The organism is Micromonospora sp. WMMA1923, assembly GCF_049179195.1.
Lineage (GTDB): Bacteria > Actinomycetota > Actinomycetes > Mycobacteriales > Micromonosporaceae > Micromonospora > Micromonospora yangpuensis.
Genome location: NZ_JBMHLZ010000001.1, coordinates 1027612 through 1041820 on the forward strand (window position 1 = coordinate 1027612; position 14209 = coordinate 1041820).

Below are 14209 nucleotides of genomic sequence, written 5' to 3' on the forward strand. Positions count from 1 at the left end.
TGGTCCGGGTGTCGACGACCAACGCCGAGTCCCTGCGGGCCGACTCCGCCCGGGTACGCGCCCGGATGCTGCAGGCCGCCCGCGACCGGATCGCCGCCGGTGAGCTGGAGCTGCCGCTGAACGCCGTGGCCAAGGCGGCCGGGGTCGGCGTGGGCACCGTCTACCGACACTTCCCCAGCCGCCAGGTGCTGCTGGAGGCGCTGGCAGCCGAAGGGCTCGCCCAGGTGGTCGCCGCCGCCGAGCGGGCCGCCGCCGAACCCGACGTGGCCAACGGTCTCGCCGGGTTGCTCCGGGTCGTGCTGGAGGGCCAGCGCACCGACCCGGCGCTCGCCGCCGTCCTGGCCACCCCGGAACCGGCCGGCCCGCAGACCCGGGACCTGGTAGGCGCGTTGACGGTCGCCGTGGACCGGCTGCTGCGGCGGGCCCGCGCCGACGGGGTGATCCGTTCCGACGTCACCGCCGGGGACCTCCAGGCACTGCTCTGTGGCCTGCAGCACGCCGTCCAGGTAAGTGGTGCCCCCACCGGCGAGCGCTACCTCGACGTCCTGCTGCGTGGCCTGCGCGCCCACCCCTGACGGCGGCGGGTGACTCCGGTCGGGGCGTACTGACGGCTGTGCGACACCCGCCCTGACCGACCGGACGGTGCCACCCGGGACGCGAGGACGGCACACTTCCTGACGTGAACAGTCGCATCTGGAGGGTCCCCGCCGTCGCCCTGCTCGTGGCGCTCGCCGCCGCGAGCACCGCCTGCGGCACCGAACGGACCCGCCCCGAGGCTGCCCCGTCCACCGGCGCCGCGCCGCTGAGCGCGGCACCGACCGCCACCGTCCCCGGCGCGCCCACCGTCCCGCCGGCGTCGACCGCCCCCGGGGCCTCGGCCGCCGGTACGCCCTCCGACGGCCCGTCCGCCACCGCCCCGGCACCCGGCCCGACCGCCGGCAGGACCGACACCCCGTCGGCGCGCCGCAACAGCCCGCCACCGGTCGTGCTGCCGAAAAGGCCCGCCGGCGCGCCCAGTGCGCGCACGGTAGTCGACGCGTTCCGGGCCGCCAAGCTGCCGGTGCCCAACCCCCGGGACCGCTCGGTCGACTGTGGACCGGACGGGCAGGGGCTGGGCTGCTCGGAGCTGATCGCCACCGACGCCGTCACGGTCTACGTCTTCCCCGACGAGACGGCCGCCAGCGACATCGCCGACACCTGGAGCGGGATGTCGTACCGGCACGGCACCGTGGTGTTGAACTACCTGGAGGCGAGGACCCCCTCGGCCGACCGGCCGCGCTACGAACGCGTCCTGGCCGGGCTCGGCTGAGGCGTGCCGGGTCAGCCGCGCAGTCGGAGCCCGCGTGGGGTGGCCCGGAAACCGGCGGCGGTCAGCGCGGCGTGCAGCGGTGACGAGTGCACGGACGCGCCGTCGGCCCGCTCGACCGACATCGCCCCCAACGCCCCGGAGTGCACCGCCTCGGCGAGCGCCCGGCCCGCCCCGGTCACCACCTCGGTGTCGGAGCTGAACGAGAGCAGGGTGCGTCCGCCCCGCTCCACGTAGAGCACCAGCTCACCGCCGACCAGCACCACCACCGCGCCCGCCTTGCGGCCGGCCCGGTGCCCGGTGGGCGCGCCGGCGGCGTCGCCCGCGTCCACCGCCCGGTCGGGCCACGGCAGCGCCGCGCCGTACGGGTTCGCCGGGTCGGTCGCCGCCAACACCAGCGCCGCCCCGGAGCGGTCCCGCCCGGACTCGGCGGTCTCGGCCACCGCGCGGATCCGGTCCACCGCCCCCGGCACGGCGAACTGGGCCGCCCCGAGCCCTTCCACGAAGTACCCGCGCCGGGCCGCGCCGCGCTCCTCCAACGCGGACAGCACCGGGTAGACCGCCGCGAATCCGCCCACCACCTGCTCGGCCAGGACCGCGCCCCGGGTGACGATGCCGTGCCGCTCCAGCAGCACGTCGGCCAGGGCGGTGGCCCGTCGGGTCGGGTCGGTGTCCCGGTCGGGCAGCCGGGACCAACGTCCGGCCACCGTCGGCGGCCCGCCCCGGCTGGGCAGCGCGACCCGCCCGGGACGGCGGTACCGGGTGCGCCCCGCACCCGGGCGGGCCCGGTGCGCCCCGCCGCCGCCGAGCACCGCCCGCAGCGGCGCGAGGGTGTCGTTGGTGAGGTACCCGGCCCAGACCAGGTCCCAGACGGCGGCGACCAGGGCGGCGTCGTCGCCGGAGCCGACCCGGTCCGACAGCGACCGGAAGAAGAGCGCCTGCCCGTCGGCGAGCGCCGCCAGCACCGCCTCGTGCAGCGGGCTACGGGCCAGCGCCTCGTCCGGCGGGGGCAGCAGCAACGGCGCGGTGTCCGGGTAGGCCAGGGTGAGCCAGCCGTCGCCGCCGGCGATCGCCCCGGAACCGGCCCAGAGCACCTCACCGCTGGCGCAGAGCTCGTCGAGCTGCGCGGGGGAGTAGTCGGCGACCCGGTTGGGCAGGACCAGCCGTTCCCAGGCGGAGGCGGGCACCGCGACGCCCTGCAACTGGTCGACGGCGGCGAGGACCGCCTCCACCCCCCGGGCCGCCGAGCCGACCTGTTGCCAGCGGGGCAGGAACGTGGCCAGCGCCGCCGGCGGCACCGGCTCGATCTCCCGGCGCAGCGCGGCCAGCGACTGCCGGCGTAACAACCGCAGCACCTCCGCGTCGCACCACTGGGTGCCCACGCTGTCCGGGGTGAACTCGCCGGAGAGCACCCGGCCGGTGGCGGCCAGCCGGCGCAACGTCTGCTCCACCACGAAGACCCCGAGCCCGAAGCGGGCCGCGCAGGTCGCCGCGGCGAACGGGCCGTGGGTGCGGGCGTACCGGGCGACCAGGTCGCCGAGCGGGTCGGCCACCGGTTCGAGGTACGCCCCGGCGACCCCCACCGGCAGCGCGACCCCGAGCGCGTCGCGCAGCCGGGCGGCGTCCTCCACCCCCACCCAGCGCTCCTCGCCGGCGATCCGGACCCGCAGCACCCGCCGGGCCGCCGCCAGCTCGGTGAGCCACTCCGGCGGGACCTCCCGGGCGGCCAGCTCGGTCTCGGAGAGGTCGCCGAGCACCCGGAGCAGCTCCACCACGTCCTCGCCGTCGCGGGGCCGGCGTTGCGCGGTCAGCCAGCGCAGCTGCCGCTCGGTCTCGGCCAGCACCGCCGGGTCGAGCAGCTCCCGCAGGTCCACCCGGCCGAGCAGCTCACCCAGCAGCGCCGAGTCCAGCGTCAGCGCGGCGGCCCGACGCTCGGCCAGTGGGGCGTCGCCCTCGTAGAGGAAGGCCCCGACGTAGCCGAAGAGCAGCGAGCGGGCGAACGGTGAGGGACGGTCGGTGGCCACCTCGACCAGGCGGATCCGGCGGGCGGTCAGGTCCCGCATCAGCTGGGCCAGGGCCGGCTGGTCGAAGACGTCCTGCAGGCACTCCCGGGCGGCCTCCAGGGTGACCGGGAAGTCGGCGTACTCCCGGGCCACGTCGAGCAGTTGGGCGGCCCGCTGCCGCTGCTGCCACAGCGGTTGCCGGCGGCGGGGGTCGCGCCGGGGCAGCAGCAACGCCCGGGCGGCGCACTCGCGGAACCGGGACGCGAAGAGGGCCGACGTGCCTACCGACTCCTCGACCAGCTGGGCGATCTCGTCGGGGTCGAAGACGACCACGTCCGCGCCGGGTGGCTCGTCGGCGGTGTCCGGCAGGCGTACCACGATGCCGTCGTCGGCGGGCATCACCTGGGCGTCCACGCCGTACCGCTCGGCCAGCCGGCGGCCGATGGCCAGCGCCCAGGCCGCGTTGACCCGGGCACCGAGCAGACAGTGCACGGCCAGTCGCCAGTCGCCCAACTCGTCGCGGAACCGCTCCACCAGGACCGTCCGGTCGTCCGGCAGGGACCGGGTGGCGGCCTGTTGCTCCCGCAGGTACGCCAGCAGGTTGCCGGCGGCCCAGTCGTCGAGCCCACCGGCCCGCAGCCCGGCCACGGCCGTCTCGTCGTCCTGCTGGAGCAGGGCCCGCACCCGGGCCCCGATCGCCCGGCCCAGCTCCACCGGACGGCCCGGCTGGTCGCCCTTCCAGAACGGCATCCGGGCGGCCTGGCCGGGGGCGGGTGAGACCAGCACCCGGTCGGGGGTGATCTCCTCGATCCGCCAGGAGGAGGAGCCGAGCAGGAAGACGTCGCCCACCCGGGACTCGTAGACCATCTCCTCGTCCAGCTCGCCGACCCGGGCCGCGGTGGCCGCGCCGGCCAGGAAGACCCCGAACAATCCCCGGTCGGGGATGGTGCCGCCGCTGGTCACCGCGAGCCGTTGCGCGCCGGGACGGCCGGTCAGGGTGTCGGTGCCCCGGTCCCAGAGCAGTCGCGGGCGCAGCTCGGCGAAGGCGGTCGAGGGGTACCGCCCGGCGAGCATGTCCAGGACGGCACGCAGGGCCGAGTCGGGCAGGTCGGCGAAGGGCGCCGCCCGGCGGACCAGCCCGGCGAGGTCGGCGACGGCCCAGGGCTCCAGCGCCACCATGGCGACGATCTGCTGGGCCAGCACGTCGAGCGGGTTGCGCGGGGGGTGCAGCTCCTCGATGGCCCCGTCGGCCATCCGTTCGGCCACCACCGTGCAGGAGAGCAGGTCCCCCCGGTGCTTGGGAAAGACCACCCCCCGGGAGACCGCACCTACCTGGTGTCCGGCCCGGCCGACCCGTTGCAGCCCGGCGGCCACGCTGGGCGGGGCCTCGATCTGCACCACCAGGTCCACCGCGCCCATGTCGATGCCGAGCTCCAGACTGGAGGTGGCCACCACGGCGGGCAACTGGCCGGCCTTGAGCGCCTCCTCGATCTGGCGGCGCTCCTCGCGGGACACACTGCCGTGGTGGGCGCGGGCGATCACCGGCTCCGCCCCGACCGCCGCCCCGGACTGCGCCATCACCTCGGCCGGCGCCCGCCCGGTCCCCCCGGACCCGGCAACGGCCCGGCCCCCGTGGTACGCCGGCCCGGTGTCGGGGCTGCCGGCTTCGCCGGCGCCGGGCTGCTGCTCGGCGTTGGTCTGCTCGGCGGCCAGCTCGTTGAGGCGGGCGCAGAGCCGCTCGGCACCACGCCGGGAGTTGGTGAAGACGATCGTCGACCGGTGGGCGCGGATCAGTGCGAGGACGCGCTCCTCCACCGCCGGCCAGATCGAGGCCCGGCGCGGCCCGGGCCCGCCGAGGGCGTCCTCGGCGGGCGCGTCCTGCTCGTCGAGGCGGGTCATGTCCTCGACCGGCACCTGGACGTTCACCTCGATGGTCTTGGGCGTGGCGGGCTGCACCACGTCCACCGGTCGGGGGCCGCCGAGGAAACGGGCGCAGCCGTCGACCGGGCGGACGGTCGCGGAGAGACCGATCCGTTGGGCGGGGCGGGGCAGCAGCTCGTCCAGACGCTCCAGGGACAGGGCGAGGTGCGCGCCGCGTTTGGTGCCGGCGACCGCGTGCACCTCGTCGACGATGACCGTGTCGACGCCGCGCAGGGACTCCCGGGCGGCCGAGGTGAGCAGCAGGAACAGCGACTCCGGCGTGGTGATGAGCACATCCGGCGGGGTGCGGGCGAAGGCCCTCCGCTCGTCGGCCGGGGTGTCGCCGGTGCGCATGCCGACCGTGATGTCCGGTGCGGTCAGGCCGAGCCGGGTCGCGGCCTGACGGATGCCGGCCAGCGGGGCGCGCAGGTTGCGGTCGACGTCGACCGCGAGGGCCTTGAGCGGGCTGACGTAGAGCACCCGGCACCGGTGGCGTGGATCGGGTGGCGCGGGGTCACGGGCGAGGCGGTCCAGCGACCAGAGGAACGCGGCGAGCGTCTTGCCGGAGCCGGTCGGGGCGACCACCAGCGCGTTGCGCCCCGCGGTCACCGACCGCCATGCCCCGTCCTGCGCGGCGGTCGGCGCGGCGAAGGCGGCGGCGAACCACTCCCGGGTGGCCGCGCCGAAGCCGGCCAGCACCGTCGTGGCGTCCTGCCCCGCGTCGCCTACCTCCGTCACGCCCCCATCGTGCCCGCACCCGCCGACATTTCCGCGGCCTGCACCGCCGTTGCGCCCGGTAGCAGGCCCAGAACGTCATATTGGCGATTGGTCCTTAAAGTCTTACTTAACTGCTTGCATGTGAGAGACAACATAACGTAGCTTCTCTCGCAACGTAGCGTCGAGGTGGAGGCGATCGATGGCCGTCGAGGAGCGTGGCTTCGAGCCCGGCACCGACGTGCTCATCCGCAAGGTCGACAGCCATCTTGCCGTCGTCCGGGCCGGTCTGCACGGGCCCGAGCTGGAGCTGGCCGAGCGGCTCGCCGGCTGTCTGCGGGAGCTGGTCGCCTCCACCGCGCAGGCCAGCGCCGCCGACCGGGGTCAGGTGCGGGCGGCGGTGCACTTCTTCGTGCTGCGCCGGGAGAGTCGGGGCCGGTTGCTGGCGGTGCGCTCGCTGGCCGCCGCCCAGCGGGTGGTCAACCGGGTGGTGCTCCACCTCGGCCGCCCCGACCTGCTGGTCTGATCACACCATTTGCCGGAAATGCCCCCATTGTCGGGTGAACTGGCGTCTGATCGCTGCTAAGGCCTGTCGAGCCGTGCCGTCGACCTGGAGCACCCGTGCTGTTACTGCTGATCCTCCACCTGGTGGCGGCGCTCGTCGCGCCGCTGCTGGTGCGCTGGTGGGGTCCGCGGGCCTTCCTGGCACTGGCGCTGGCACCGGCGGCCGCCGCCGGCTGGGCGGTGGCCCACACCCCGGCGGTACGCGCCGGCGGCACGGTGGTCGAGGCGTACCCGTGGATCGGTCAGCTCGGGCTCGACCTGGCGTTCCGGCTCACCACCCTGTCCTGGCTGATGACCCTGCTGGTCGGCGGGGTCGGAGCGCTGGTGCTGGTCTACTGCTCCCGGTACTTCCGCGTCGGCTCGGTCGGGCTGGCCCGCTTCGCCGCGGTCCTGGTCGCCTTCGCCGGAGCCATGCTCGGCCTGGTCCTCGCCGACGACCTGCTCCTGCTCTACGTCTGCTGGGAACTCACCACCGTCTTCTCGTACCTGCTCATCGGGCACAGCACCGAACGGCGGTCCAGCCGGTGGGCGGCGGCCCAGGCGCTCACCGTGACCACCCTCGGCGGGCTGGCCATGCTCGTCGGCGTGCTGATCCTCGGCCACCACGCCGGCAGCTACCGCTGGTCGGAGATCACCGACGGTCCGTTGCCCGGCGGGGCCGCGCTCACCGTCGCGGTGGTGCTGATCCTGGTCGGGGCGCTGTCGAAGTCGGCGATCCTGCCGTTCAGCTCCTGGCTGCCGGCGGCGATGGCGGCACCCACCCCGGTCAGCGCGTACCTGCACGCCGCGGCGATGGTCAAGGCGGGCGTCTACCTGATCGCCCTGCTCGCCCCGGTGCTCGCCACGGCCGTGCCGTGGCGTCCGGTGGTGGTCACCGCCGGCCTGGCCACCATGCTCGTCGGCGGTTGGGCGGCGCTGCGGCAGACCGACCTGAAGCTGCTGCTGGCCTACGGCACGGTCAGCCAGCTGGGCCTGCTGGTGGTGGTGACCGGGGCGGGCACCCCGGACGCCGCGCTGGCCGGCACCGCGATGCTGCTCGCGCACGCCCTGTTCAAGGCCGCCCTCTTTCTCGTCGTCGGCGTGGTGGACCACACCACCGGCACCCGTGAGCTGGGTGAACTCTCCGGACTGGGACGCCGGGCACCGGTGCTGTTCGGCGTCGCGCTGCTCGCCGCCGCCTCCATGGCCGGCCTGCCGCCGCTGATCGGGTTCGTCGCCAAGGAGGCGGTCTTCGCCGCCTTCACCGATCGGCCGCTGGTCCTCGCCCTGCTGGTGCTCGGCACCGTGCTCACCGTCGCCTACAGCGCCCGGTTCCTCTGGGGCGCCTTCGCGGTCAAGGACGGCGTGGCGCCCACGGGCACCGGGCCGGCCGGCGCAGCCATGCTCCTGCCCCCCGCCGTACTGGCCGGCGCCGGACTGGTCACCGGGGTGCTCGCCGGGCCGGTGGGTGGGCTGCTCGGGCCGTACGCGCAGCTGTTCGGGACGCCCGGCGAGCAGCTGGCGCTCTGGCACGGCCTCACCCCCGCGCTGGGTCTGTCGGTCCTCGCCCTGGGCGGCGGCGGGCTGCTGTTCGCGCTGCGCGGGCCGCTGGTCCCGGTGCTCGCGCGACTGCGCTTCCCGGTGAGCGGCTCCGAGGGGTACGAGTGGGTCTCCCGCCGCTTCGACCTGCTCGCCATCGAGGTCACCGGCGCCACCCAACGCGGCTCCCTGCCGCAGTTCCTGGGCACCATCCTGATCGTGCTGGTGGCGGTGCCCGGCGTGGCGTTGCTGGTGACCCGGCCCTGGCTCACCCGGATCGCCCTCTGGGACACCCCGTTGCAGGTGGTGGTGGTCCTGGTGGTCGCGGTCGCGGCGGTGCTCGCCGTCGGTGCCCGCCGCCGGCTGACCGCGATGCTGCTGGTCGGGGTGACCGGCTACGGCAGCGCGATGCTCTTCGTGCTCTACGGCGCACCGGACCTGGCGCTCACCCAGTTCCTGGTCGAGACGGCGACCATCGCGGTCTTCGTGCTGGTCCTGCGCCGCCTGCCGGAACGCTTCTCGGCCCGGCCGCTGCGGAGCAGCCGTTGGGTACGCCGGCTGGTCGGCCTGGCGGCCGGGGTGGTGTTCGTGGGCCTCACCCTGACCGCCGCCGGAGCCCGGCAGGCGCCCCCGGACTCGCTGGCCTTCCCGCAACTCGCCGTCGAGCAGGGTCACGGCCGCAACGTGGTGAACGTGACCCTGGTCGACATCCGCGCCTGGGACACCATGGGGGAACTGGCCGTCCTCGTGGTGGCCGCCACCGGGGTGGCGAGCCTGGTCTTCCAGCGTTCCCGCACCGGCCCCCGACCGCGCCGCCCCCGACCCCGACAGCCCGGCGGCCCCCGGCGTACCGACCGGGCGGTCTGGCTGCGGGGCGGATCGACCCTGCACGAGCGGCAACGCTCGATCGTCTTCGAGGTGGTCACCCGGCTGCTCTTCCACACCGTGGTGCTCTTCTCGCTCTTCCTGCTCTTCTCCGGGCACAACGCCCCAGGCGGTGGGTTCGCCGGCGGCCTGGTCGCCAGCCTGGCGCTGGTGGTCCGCTACCTGGCCGGCGGCCGGTACGAGCTGGCCGAGGCGGTACCGGTCGGGGCGGGCACCGTGCTCGGCGCCGGCCTGGCCGTCGCCGTCGGCTCCGGGGTGGTCTCCCTGCTGGCCGGCGGCGCGGTGCTGGAGAGCGCGAAGATCGACTTCTCGGTACCCGGCCTCGGCGCCTCCTACCTGGTCACCTCGCTCTTCTTCGACGTCGGCGTCTACCTGGTGGTGGTCGGGATGGCCCTGGACATCCTGCGCAGCCTCGGCGCGGAGGTCGACCGGCACATCGAGGCGGCCGGCGGCCACAGCCGAGGGCTGCTCGTCGACCCCGACGGGGAACGCGCGTGACCGCGGGCGGGGGCGGGCCGACCCTGGTCCTGGTGGTCGCCGTCGGCATCTTCGTCACCACCGGGGTCACCCTGCTGCTGGAGCGCAGCCTGACCCGCATCCTGCTCGGCGTCATCCTCTTCGGCAACGGGGTGAACCTGCTGGTGCTGGTGGGCGGCCGGGCCGGCGGGGCGCCGCTGGTAGGTGCCGGCCCCACCGACCGGATGAGCGACCCGCTGCCCCAGGCGATGGTGCTCACCGCCATCGTGATCACCTTCGGGTTCACCGCGTTCCTGCTGGCCGTGGCCTACCGCAGCTGGTACCTGACCGGCAACGACGAGGTCCAGGACGACCTGGAGGACCAGCAGGTGGTCCGGCTGGCCGCCCGCAACGAGCAGCCCGCCGCCGACCTCGGCGGGGAGGGCCCGGACGGCGACCCCGAGCAGGTCGACCCCCCGCCGGAGCGTCGACCCCCACGCGGTGGTGGGCAACGATGACGACCCCGTCGGCCCTCGTGCCGCTGCCGGTGGTGCTGCCGCTGCTGGGCGCCGCGCTGACCCTGGTCCTGGCCAACCGTCCCCGCCTGCAGCGGGCCATCAGCGTGGCGGTGCTCGCCGTCACCCTGGCGGTCGCCGTGGTCCTGCTGGTCGAGGCGTACCGGCACGGGCCGGTGGTGGCCCGGATCGGCAACTGGCCCCCGCCGGTGGGCATCGTGCTGGTCGCCGACCAGTTGGCCGCGCTGCTGCTGGTGGTCTCGGCGGCGGTGACGCTCTGCGTGCTGCTCTACTCCATCGGCCAGGGCCAGAGCGACGTGGGGGAGAGCGCCCCGGTCACCATCTTCCACCCCACCTACCTGGTGCTGACCGCCGGTGTCACCAACGCCTTCCTCGCGGGTGACCTGTTCAACCTCTACGTCGGCTTCGAGGTGCTGTTGGCCGCCAGCTTCGTCCTGATCACCCTGGGCGGCACCGAGACCCGGATCCGCACCGGCTCGACGTACGTGGTGGTCAGTGTCCTGTCGTCGATGATCTTTCTGGCGTCGGTCGGGCTGGTGTATGCCGCGACCGGCACCCTGAACCTGGCCCAGATCGCCGACCGGCTGGAGGCCCTGCCGGCCGGCGTACGGCTCAGTCTGCAACTGATGCTGCTGCTGGCCTTCGGGGTCAAGGCGGCGGTCTTCCCGCTGTCGGCCTGGCTGCCGGACAGCTACCCGACGGCCCCGGCCCCGGTCACCGCCGTCTTCGCCGGCCTGCTCACCAAGGTCGGCGTGTACGCGATCATCCGGACCGAGACGCTGCTCTTCCCGGACAGCGTGGCCGACACGCTGCTGCTGGTGGTGGCGGGGCTGACCATGCTGGTCGGCATCCTCGGCGCGGTCGCCCAGTCGGACCTCAAGCGGATCTTCTCGTTCACCCTGGTCAGCCACATCGGCTACATGATCTTCGGCATCGGGTTGAGCACCGTCGCCGGGCTCTCCGGCGCGATCTTCTACGTGGTCCACCACATCACCATCCAGACCACCCTGTTCCTGGTCGCCGGCCTGGTGGAGGTCCGGGCCGGCAGCACCGACCTGCGTCGCCTCGGCGGGCTGGCCCGGGTCGCGCCCCTGCTCGGCGTGCTCTTCTTCGTCCCCGCCATGAACCTCGCCGGCATCCCGCCGTTCTCCGGCTTCCTCGGCAAGCTGGGCCTGCTCCAGGCCGGGATCAGCGACGGCACCCCGCTGGCCTGGGTGCTGGTCGCCGCCGGCACGGTGACCAGCCTGCTCACCCTCTACGCGGCGTCGCGGGTGTGGAACATCGCCTTCTGGCGGGCCCCGCGACTGGCCGTCGACGTACCACCGGTCCGGCTGCCCCACCTGATGGTCGGCGCGACGGCCGCCCTGGTCGTGCTCGGACTCCTGCTGACCGTGGTGGCCGGCCCGCTCTTCGACGTCACCGCCGACGCGGCGACCGATCTGCAGGACCGCACCCCGTACCTGCGGGCCGTGCTGCCGGAGGTGACGTCGTGACCCAGGCCCTACGGGACCGGGCCGGGCGCTGGCGGGACCAGGCGATCGCGCTCGGCTGGCTGGTGCTGATCTGGATCCTGCTCTGGGGTCAGATCTCCTGGGCGAACCTGCTCGGCGGGCTGGTGGCCGGCGGCGCGGTGCTGGTGTTCTTCCCGCTGCCGCCGGTGACCTTCGCCGGTCGGCTGCGGCTGCGGGCGTTGACGGTGCTGGCCTTCCGATTCGCCGTCGACCTGGTCGGGGCCAGCGTGCACGTCGCCGTCCTGGCCGTCCGGCCCGGCCCGGCGCCGCGCAGCGCGATCATGGGCGTGCCGCTGCGGGTCCGTACCGACCTGAACCTGGCCCTCACCGCCGAGGTGATCTCGCTGGTCCCGGGCACCCTCGTGCTCGACGTGGACCGCGACGAGGCCGTCATCTACGTGCACGTGCTCGACCTGCCCGGCACCGGCGGCCGCACCGCCAACCGGGACCGGGTGCTGACCGTGGAACGGCGCATCGTGCGGGCCGTCGGCTCCCGCGCGGAGATCCGTACCGTCTCGTCCGACCCGGAGGCCCCGTCGTGAACACCGTGCTCGCCGTCTGCGTCACCCTCCTGCTCTCGGTCACTGCCCTGCTCTCGTTGACCCGCATGTACCGGGGGCCGTCCCTGCTGGACCGGGTGATCGCCGCGGACATGCTGCTCGCCACGACGGTCGGCGCAGTCGGCGCGGAGGCGGCGCTCAACCGGCACACCGACACGCTGGCGGTGCTGGTGGTGCTCTCCCTGCTCGGCTTCATCGGCTCGGTGGCGCTGGTCCGCTTCGCCGTACGGGAGGAGGGCTGATGCTCGCCACCGTCGCCGACTGGGCCGGCGGACTCTGCCTGGTCGCCGGCGGGCTGCTTGCCCTCGCCGCCGGGATCGGTCTGCTGCGCTTCCCCGACGTGCTGGACCGGATGCACGCGGCCACCAAGCCCCAGGTGCTCGGGGTGCTGCTGGTCCTGCTCGGCCTGGCCCTGCGCCTGCGCACCCCGGAGGACCTGGGCATGATCGCCCTGGTCGGGCTCTTCCAGCTGGCCACCGCACCGGTGTCGGCGCAGATGATCGGCCGGGCCGCCTACCGGTCCCGACGCCACGATCCGGCGCTGCTGGAATCCGACGACCTCGCCGGCCGTCGACCCCCACCACCGGCGTCGGCCGGCCGAACCTGACTCGCCGGTACTCCTTCCCGCGCACCGCCAGCGAAGGCACAGCTGACGCCGATAAAATGGTGGGCATGATCGACTCTTCTGCCCAGGAGGGCAGCAGTAGCCAGCCGGGTCCTGCCCGGCGTTCCCCCGTCCCGACCGTACGTCCGGGAGCCGTGAGACTCCCGTGTTGATCGTCGTCGGACTCGCCCTGATCACCGTCCTCACCGTCGCCACCGGTTACTTCGTGGCCCAGGAGTTCGGCTACGTGGCCGTCGACCGGGGCAAGCTCAAGCAGCTCGCCGAGGGCGGCGACCAGGCCGCCGCCCGAGCCCTGGAGGTCACCGCCCGGCTCTCGTTCATGCTCTCCGGCGCCCAGCTCGGCATCACCGTCACCGCCCTACTGGTCGGTTACGTCGCCGAGCCGTACCTGGGCGCCGGGCTGGCCGAGCTGCTCGGCGGCGTCGGGATCTCCCCGGCGCTGACCCTGCCCCTGTCCATCGCGCTCGCCCTGGTCATCGCCACCGCGGTGCAGATGGTCCTCGGCGAGCTGGCCCCGAAGAACCTCGCCATCGCCCGCCCCGAGCCGCTGGCCCGGGCCCTGAGCCGTTCCACCCTGCTCTACCTCAAGGTGGCCGGTCCGCTGATCACCCTCTTCGACCGGGCCGCCGTCCGCCTGCTGCGCCGGGTGGGCATCGAGCCCATCGAGGAGCTGCCCAGCGGCGCCACCCCGAAGGACCTGGAGCAGATCATCGCGGAGTCCCGCGAGGAGGGGCACCTCGACGCCGAGATGTCCGACCTGCTCGACCGGGGGCTCGACTTCCGGGAACTGACCGCCGGAGAGGCCATGGTGCCCCGGGTCGACGTGCACACCGTACTGGCCCAGGAACCGGTCAGCCGGGTGGTCGAGCTGCTCGACACCGGCCACTCCCGGTTCCCGGTACGCGGCGCCGACGGCGTCGACGACCTGGTAGGCGTGGTCGGCATCGCCGACGTGCTCGGCGTACCCCCGGCGGAGCGCGCCACCACCCCGGTCAGCGCGGTGGCCGGGCCGCCGCTGCTGGTGCCGGAGACCCTCCCGCTGCCAACGGTGCTGGACCGGCTGCGGGTCGGACACCGCCAACTCGCCTGCGTGGTCGACGAGTACGGCGGGTTCGCCGGCGTGATCACGCTGGAGGACCTCGCCGAGGAGCTGGTCGGCCCGATCCTCGACGAGGACGACCCACCGGAGCGCGCACCGGCCCGGCAGGAGGACGGCTCCTGGGTGGTGCCGGCCCGGTGGCGTATCGACGAGATCGCCGACAGCACCGGCATCGCCCTGCCCGAGGCCCCCGAGTACGACACCATCTCCGGTCTGGTCATGCGGGAGCTGGGCCGGGTGCCCGAGGTCGGCGACCGGCTGGAGATCAGCCTGCCGCCCGACCCCGACACCCCCGAGAGCGCCCCCACCGCGTTGGTCGAGGTCCTCGCGGTCGACCGGCACGTGGCCGACTCGGTCCGCATCCAACTCGCCGCCCCCGGTGAACGTAGCGAGGTGGCCGCATGAGCGAGCGGAGTGAGCGAATCATCGTCGTCGGGTGGCATGCGGTCGGCGAGCGTAGCGAGGTGCCGGCATGAGCGAGCGGAGTGAGCGAATCATCGTCGTCGGGTGGC

General features: G+C 74.4%; 11 protein-coding genes. 10 read left to right on the top strand and 1 reads right to left on the bottom strand.

Features of this window, described 5'->3' with window-relative positions; all coding sequences use genetic code 11:
* Positions 1-8: 8 nt before the first annotated feature.
* Positions 9-575: a TetR/AcrR family transcriptional regulator gene (locus tag ACN28G_RS04710; RefSeq protein ID WP_421478506.1), complete on the top strand. Its 567-nt coding sequence runs from the start codon at positions 9-11 to the stop codon at positions 573-575.
* A 104-nt stretch (positions 576-679) separates the two neighbouring features.
* Positions 680-1309, top strand: coding sequence for a hypothetical protein (locus ACN28G_RS04715; RefSeq protein WP_421478507.1), 630 nt, complete (start codon positions 680-682; stop codon positions 1307-1309).
* 11 nt (positions 1310-1320) lie between these two features.
* Here the strand turns inward: ACN28G_RS04715 and ACN28G_RS04720 are convergent, their stop codons facing one another.
* Complete coding sequence (locus tag ACN28G_RS04720; RefSeq protein WP_421478508.1) at positions 1321-5967, bottom strand: ATP-dependent helicase; 4647 nt, start codon at positions 5965-5967, stop codon at positions 1321-1323.
* 178 nt (positions 5968-6145) lie between these two features.
* Between ACN28G_RS04720 and ACN28G_RS04725 the strand changes: the two genes are divergently transcribed.
* The 8 genes from ACN28G_RS04725 (at position 6146) to ACN28G_RS04760 (ending at position 14102) form a co-directional block, all read left to right on the top strand.
* Positions 6146-6469 (top strand): hypothetical protein, encoded by a 324-nt coding sequence (locus tag ACN28G_RS04725; RefSeq protein WP_091435595.1) that lies wholly within the window; start codon positions 6146-6148, stop codon positions 6467-6469.
* A 95-nt stretch (positions 6470-6564) separates the two neighbouring features.
* Positions 6565-9408 carry a Na+/H+ antiporter subunit A gene (locus tag ACN28G_RS04730; protein WP_091435596.1) on the top strand — a complete coding sequence of 948 codons (2844 nt, stop codon included), beginning with the start codon at positions 6565-6567 and terminating at the stop codon, positions 9406-9408.
* On the top strand, positions 9405-9884 hold the full coding sequence (locus ACN28G_RS04735) for a Na(+)/H(+) antiporter subunit C (RefSeq protein ID WP_421478510.1): 480 nt from the start codon (positions 9405-9407) through the stop codon (positions 9882-9884). Before ACN28G_RS04730 ends, ACN28G_RS04735 begins: the two co-directional genes overlap by 4 nt.
* A complete protein-coding gene (locus tag ACN28G_RS04740) occupies positions 9881-11395 on the top strand; it encodes a Na+/H+ antiporter subunit D (protein WP_091435598.1) in 1515 nt (504 codons plus the stop codon). Before ACN28G_RS04735 ends, ACN28G_RS04740 begins: the two co-directional genes overlap by 4 nt.
* Positions 11392-11955, top strand: coding sequence for a Na+/H+ antiporter subunit E (locus ACN28G_RS04745; protein WP_421478511.1), 564 nt, complete (start codon positions 11392-11394; stop codon positions 11953-11955). The genes ACN28G_RS04740 and ACN28G_RS04745 overlap by 4 nt, the downstream gene beginning before the upstream one ends.
* On the top strand, positions 11952-12215 hold the full coding sequence (locus ACN28G_RS04750) for a monovalent cation/H+ antiporter complex subunit F (RefSeq protein WP_091435600.1): 264 nt from the start codon (positions 11952-11954) through the stop codon (positions 12213-12215). Before ACN28G_RS04745 ends, ACN28G_RS04750 begins: the two co-directional genes overlap by 4 nt.
* Positions 12215-12580 carry a monovalent cation/H(+) antiporter subunit G gene (mnhG, locus tag ACN28G_RS04755; protein ID WP_091435601.1) on the top strand — a complete coding sequence of 122 codons (366 nt, stop codon included), beginning with the start codon at positions 12215-12217 and terminating at the stop codon, positions 12578-12580. The genes ACN28G_RS04750 and mnhG overlap by 1 nt, the downstream gene beginning before the upstream one ends.
* A 163-nt stretch (positions 12581-12743) precedes the next feature.
* Positions 12744-14102: a hemolysin family protein gene (locus tag ACN28G_RS04760; protein WP_091435602.1), complete on the top strand. Its 1359-nt coding sequence runs from the start codon at positions 12744-12746 to the stop codon at positions 14100-14102.
* Positions 14103-14209: the final 107 nt, after the last annotated feature.

Excerpts from the sequence above, each read along its gene's own strand:
- ACN28G_RS04725 (WP_091435595.1), top strand. The coding sequence starts at position 6,146 with ATGGCCGTCGAGGAGCGTGGCTTCGAGCCCGGCACCGACGTGCTCATC.
- ACN28G_RS04740 (WP_091435598.1), top strand. The coding sequence starts at position 9,881 with ATGACGACCCCGTCGGCCCTCGTGCCGCTGCCGGTGGTGCTGCCGCTG.
- mnhG (WP_091435601.1), top strand. The coding sequence starts at position 12,215 with ATGCTCGCCACCGTCGCCGACTGGGCCGGCGGACTCTGCCTGGTCGCC.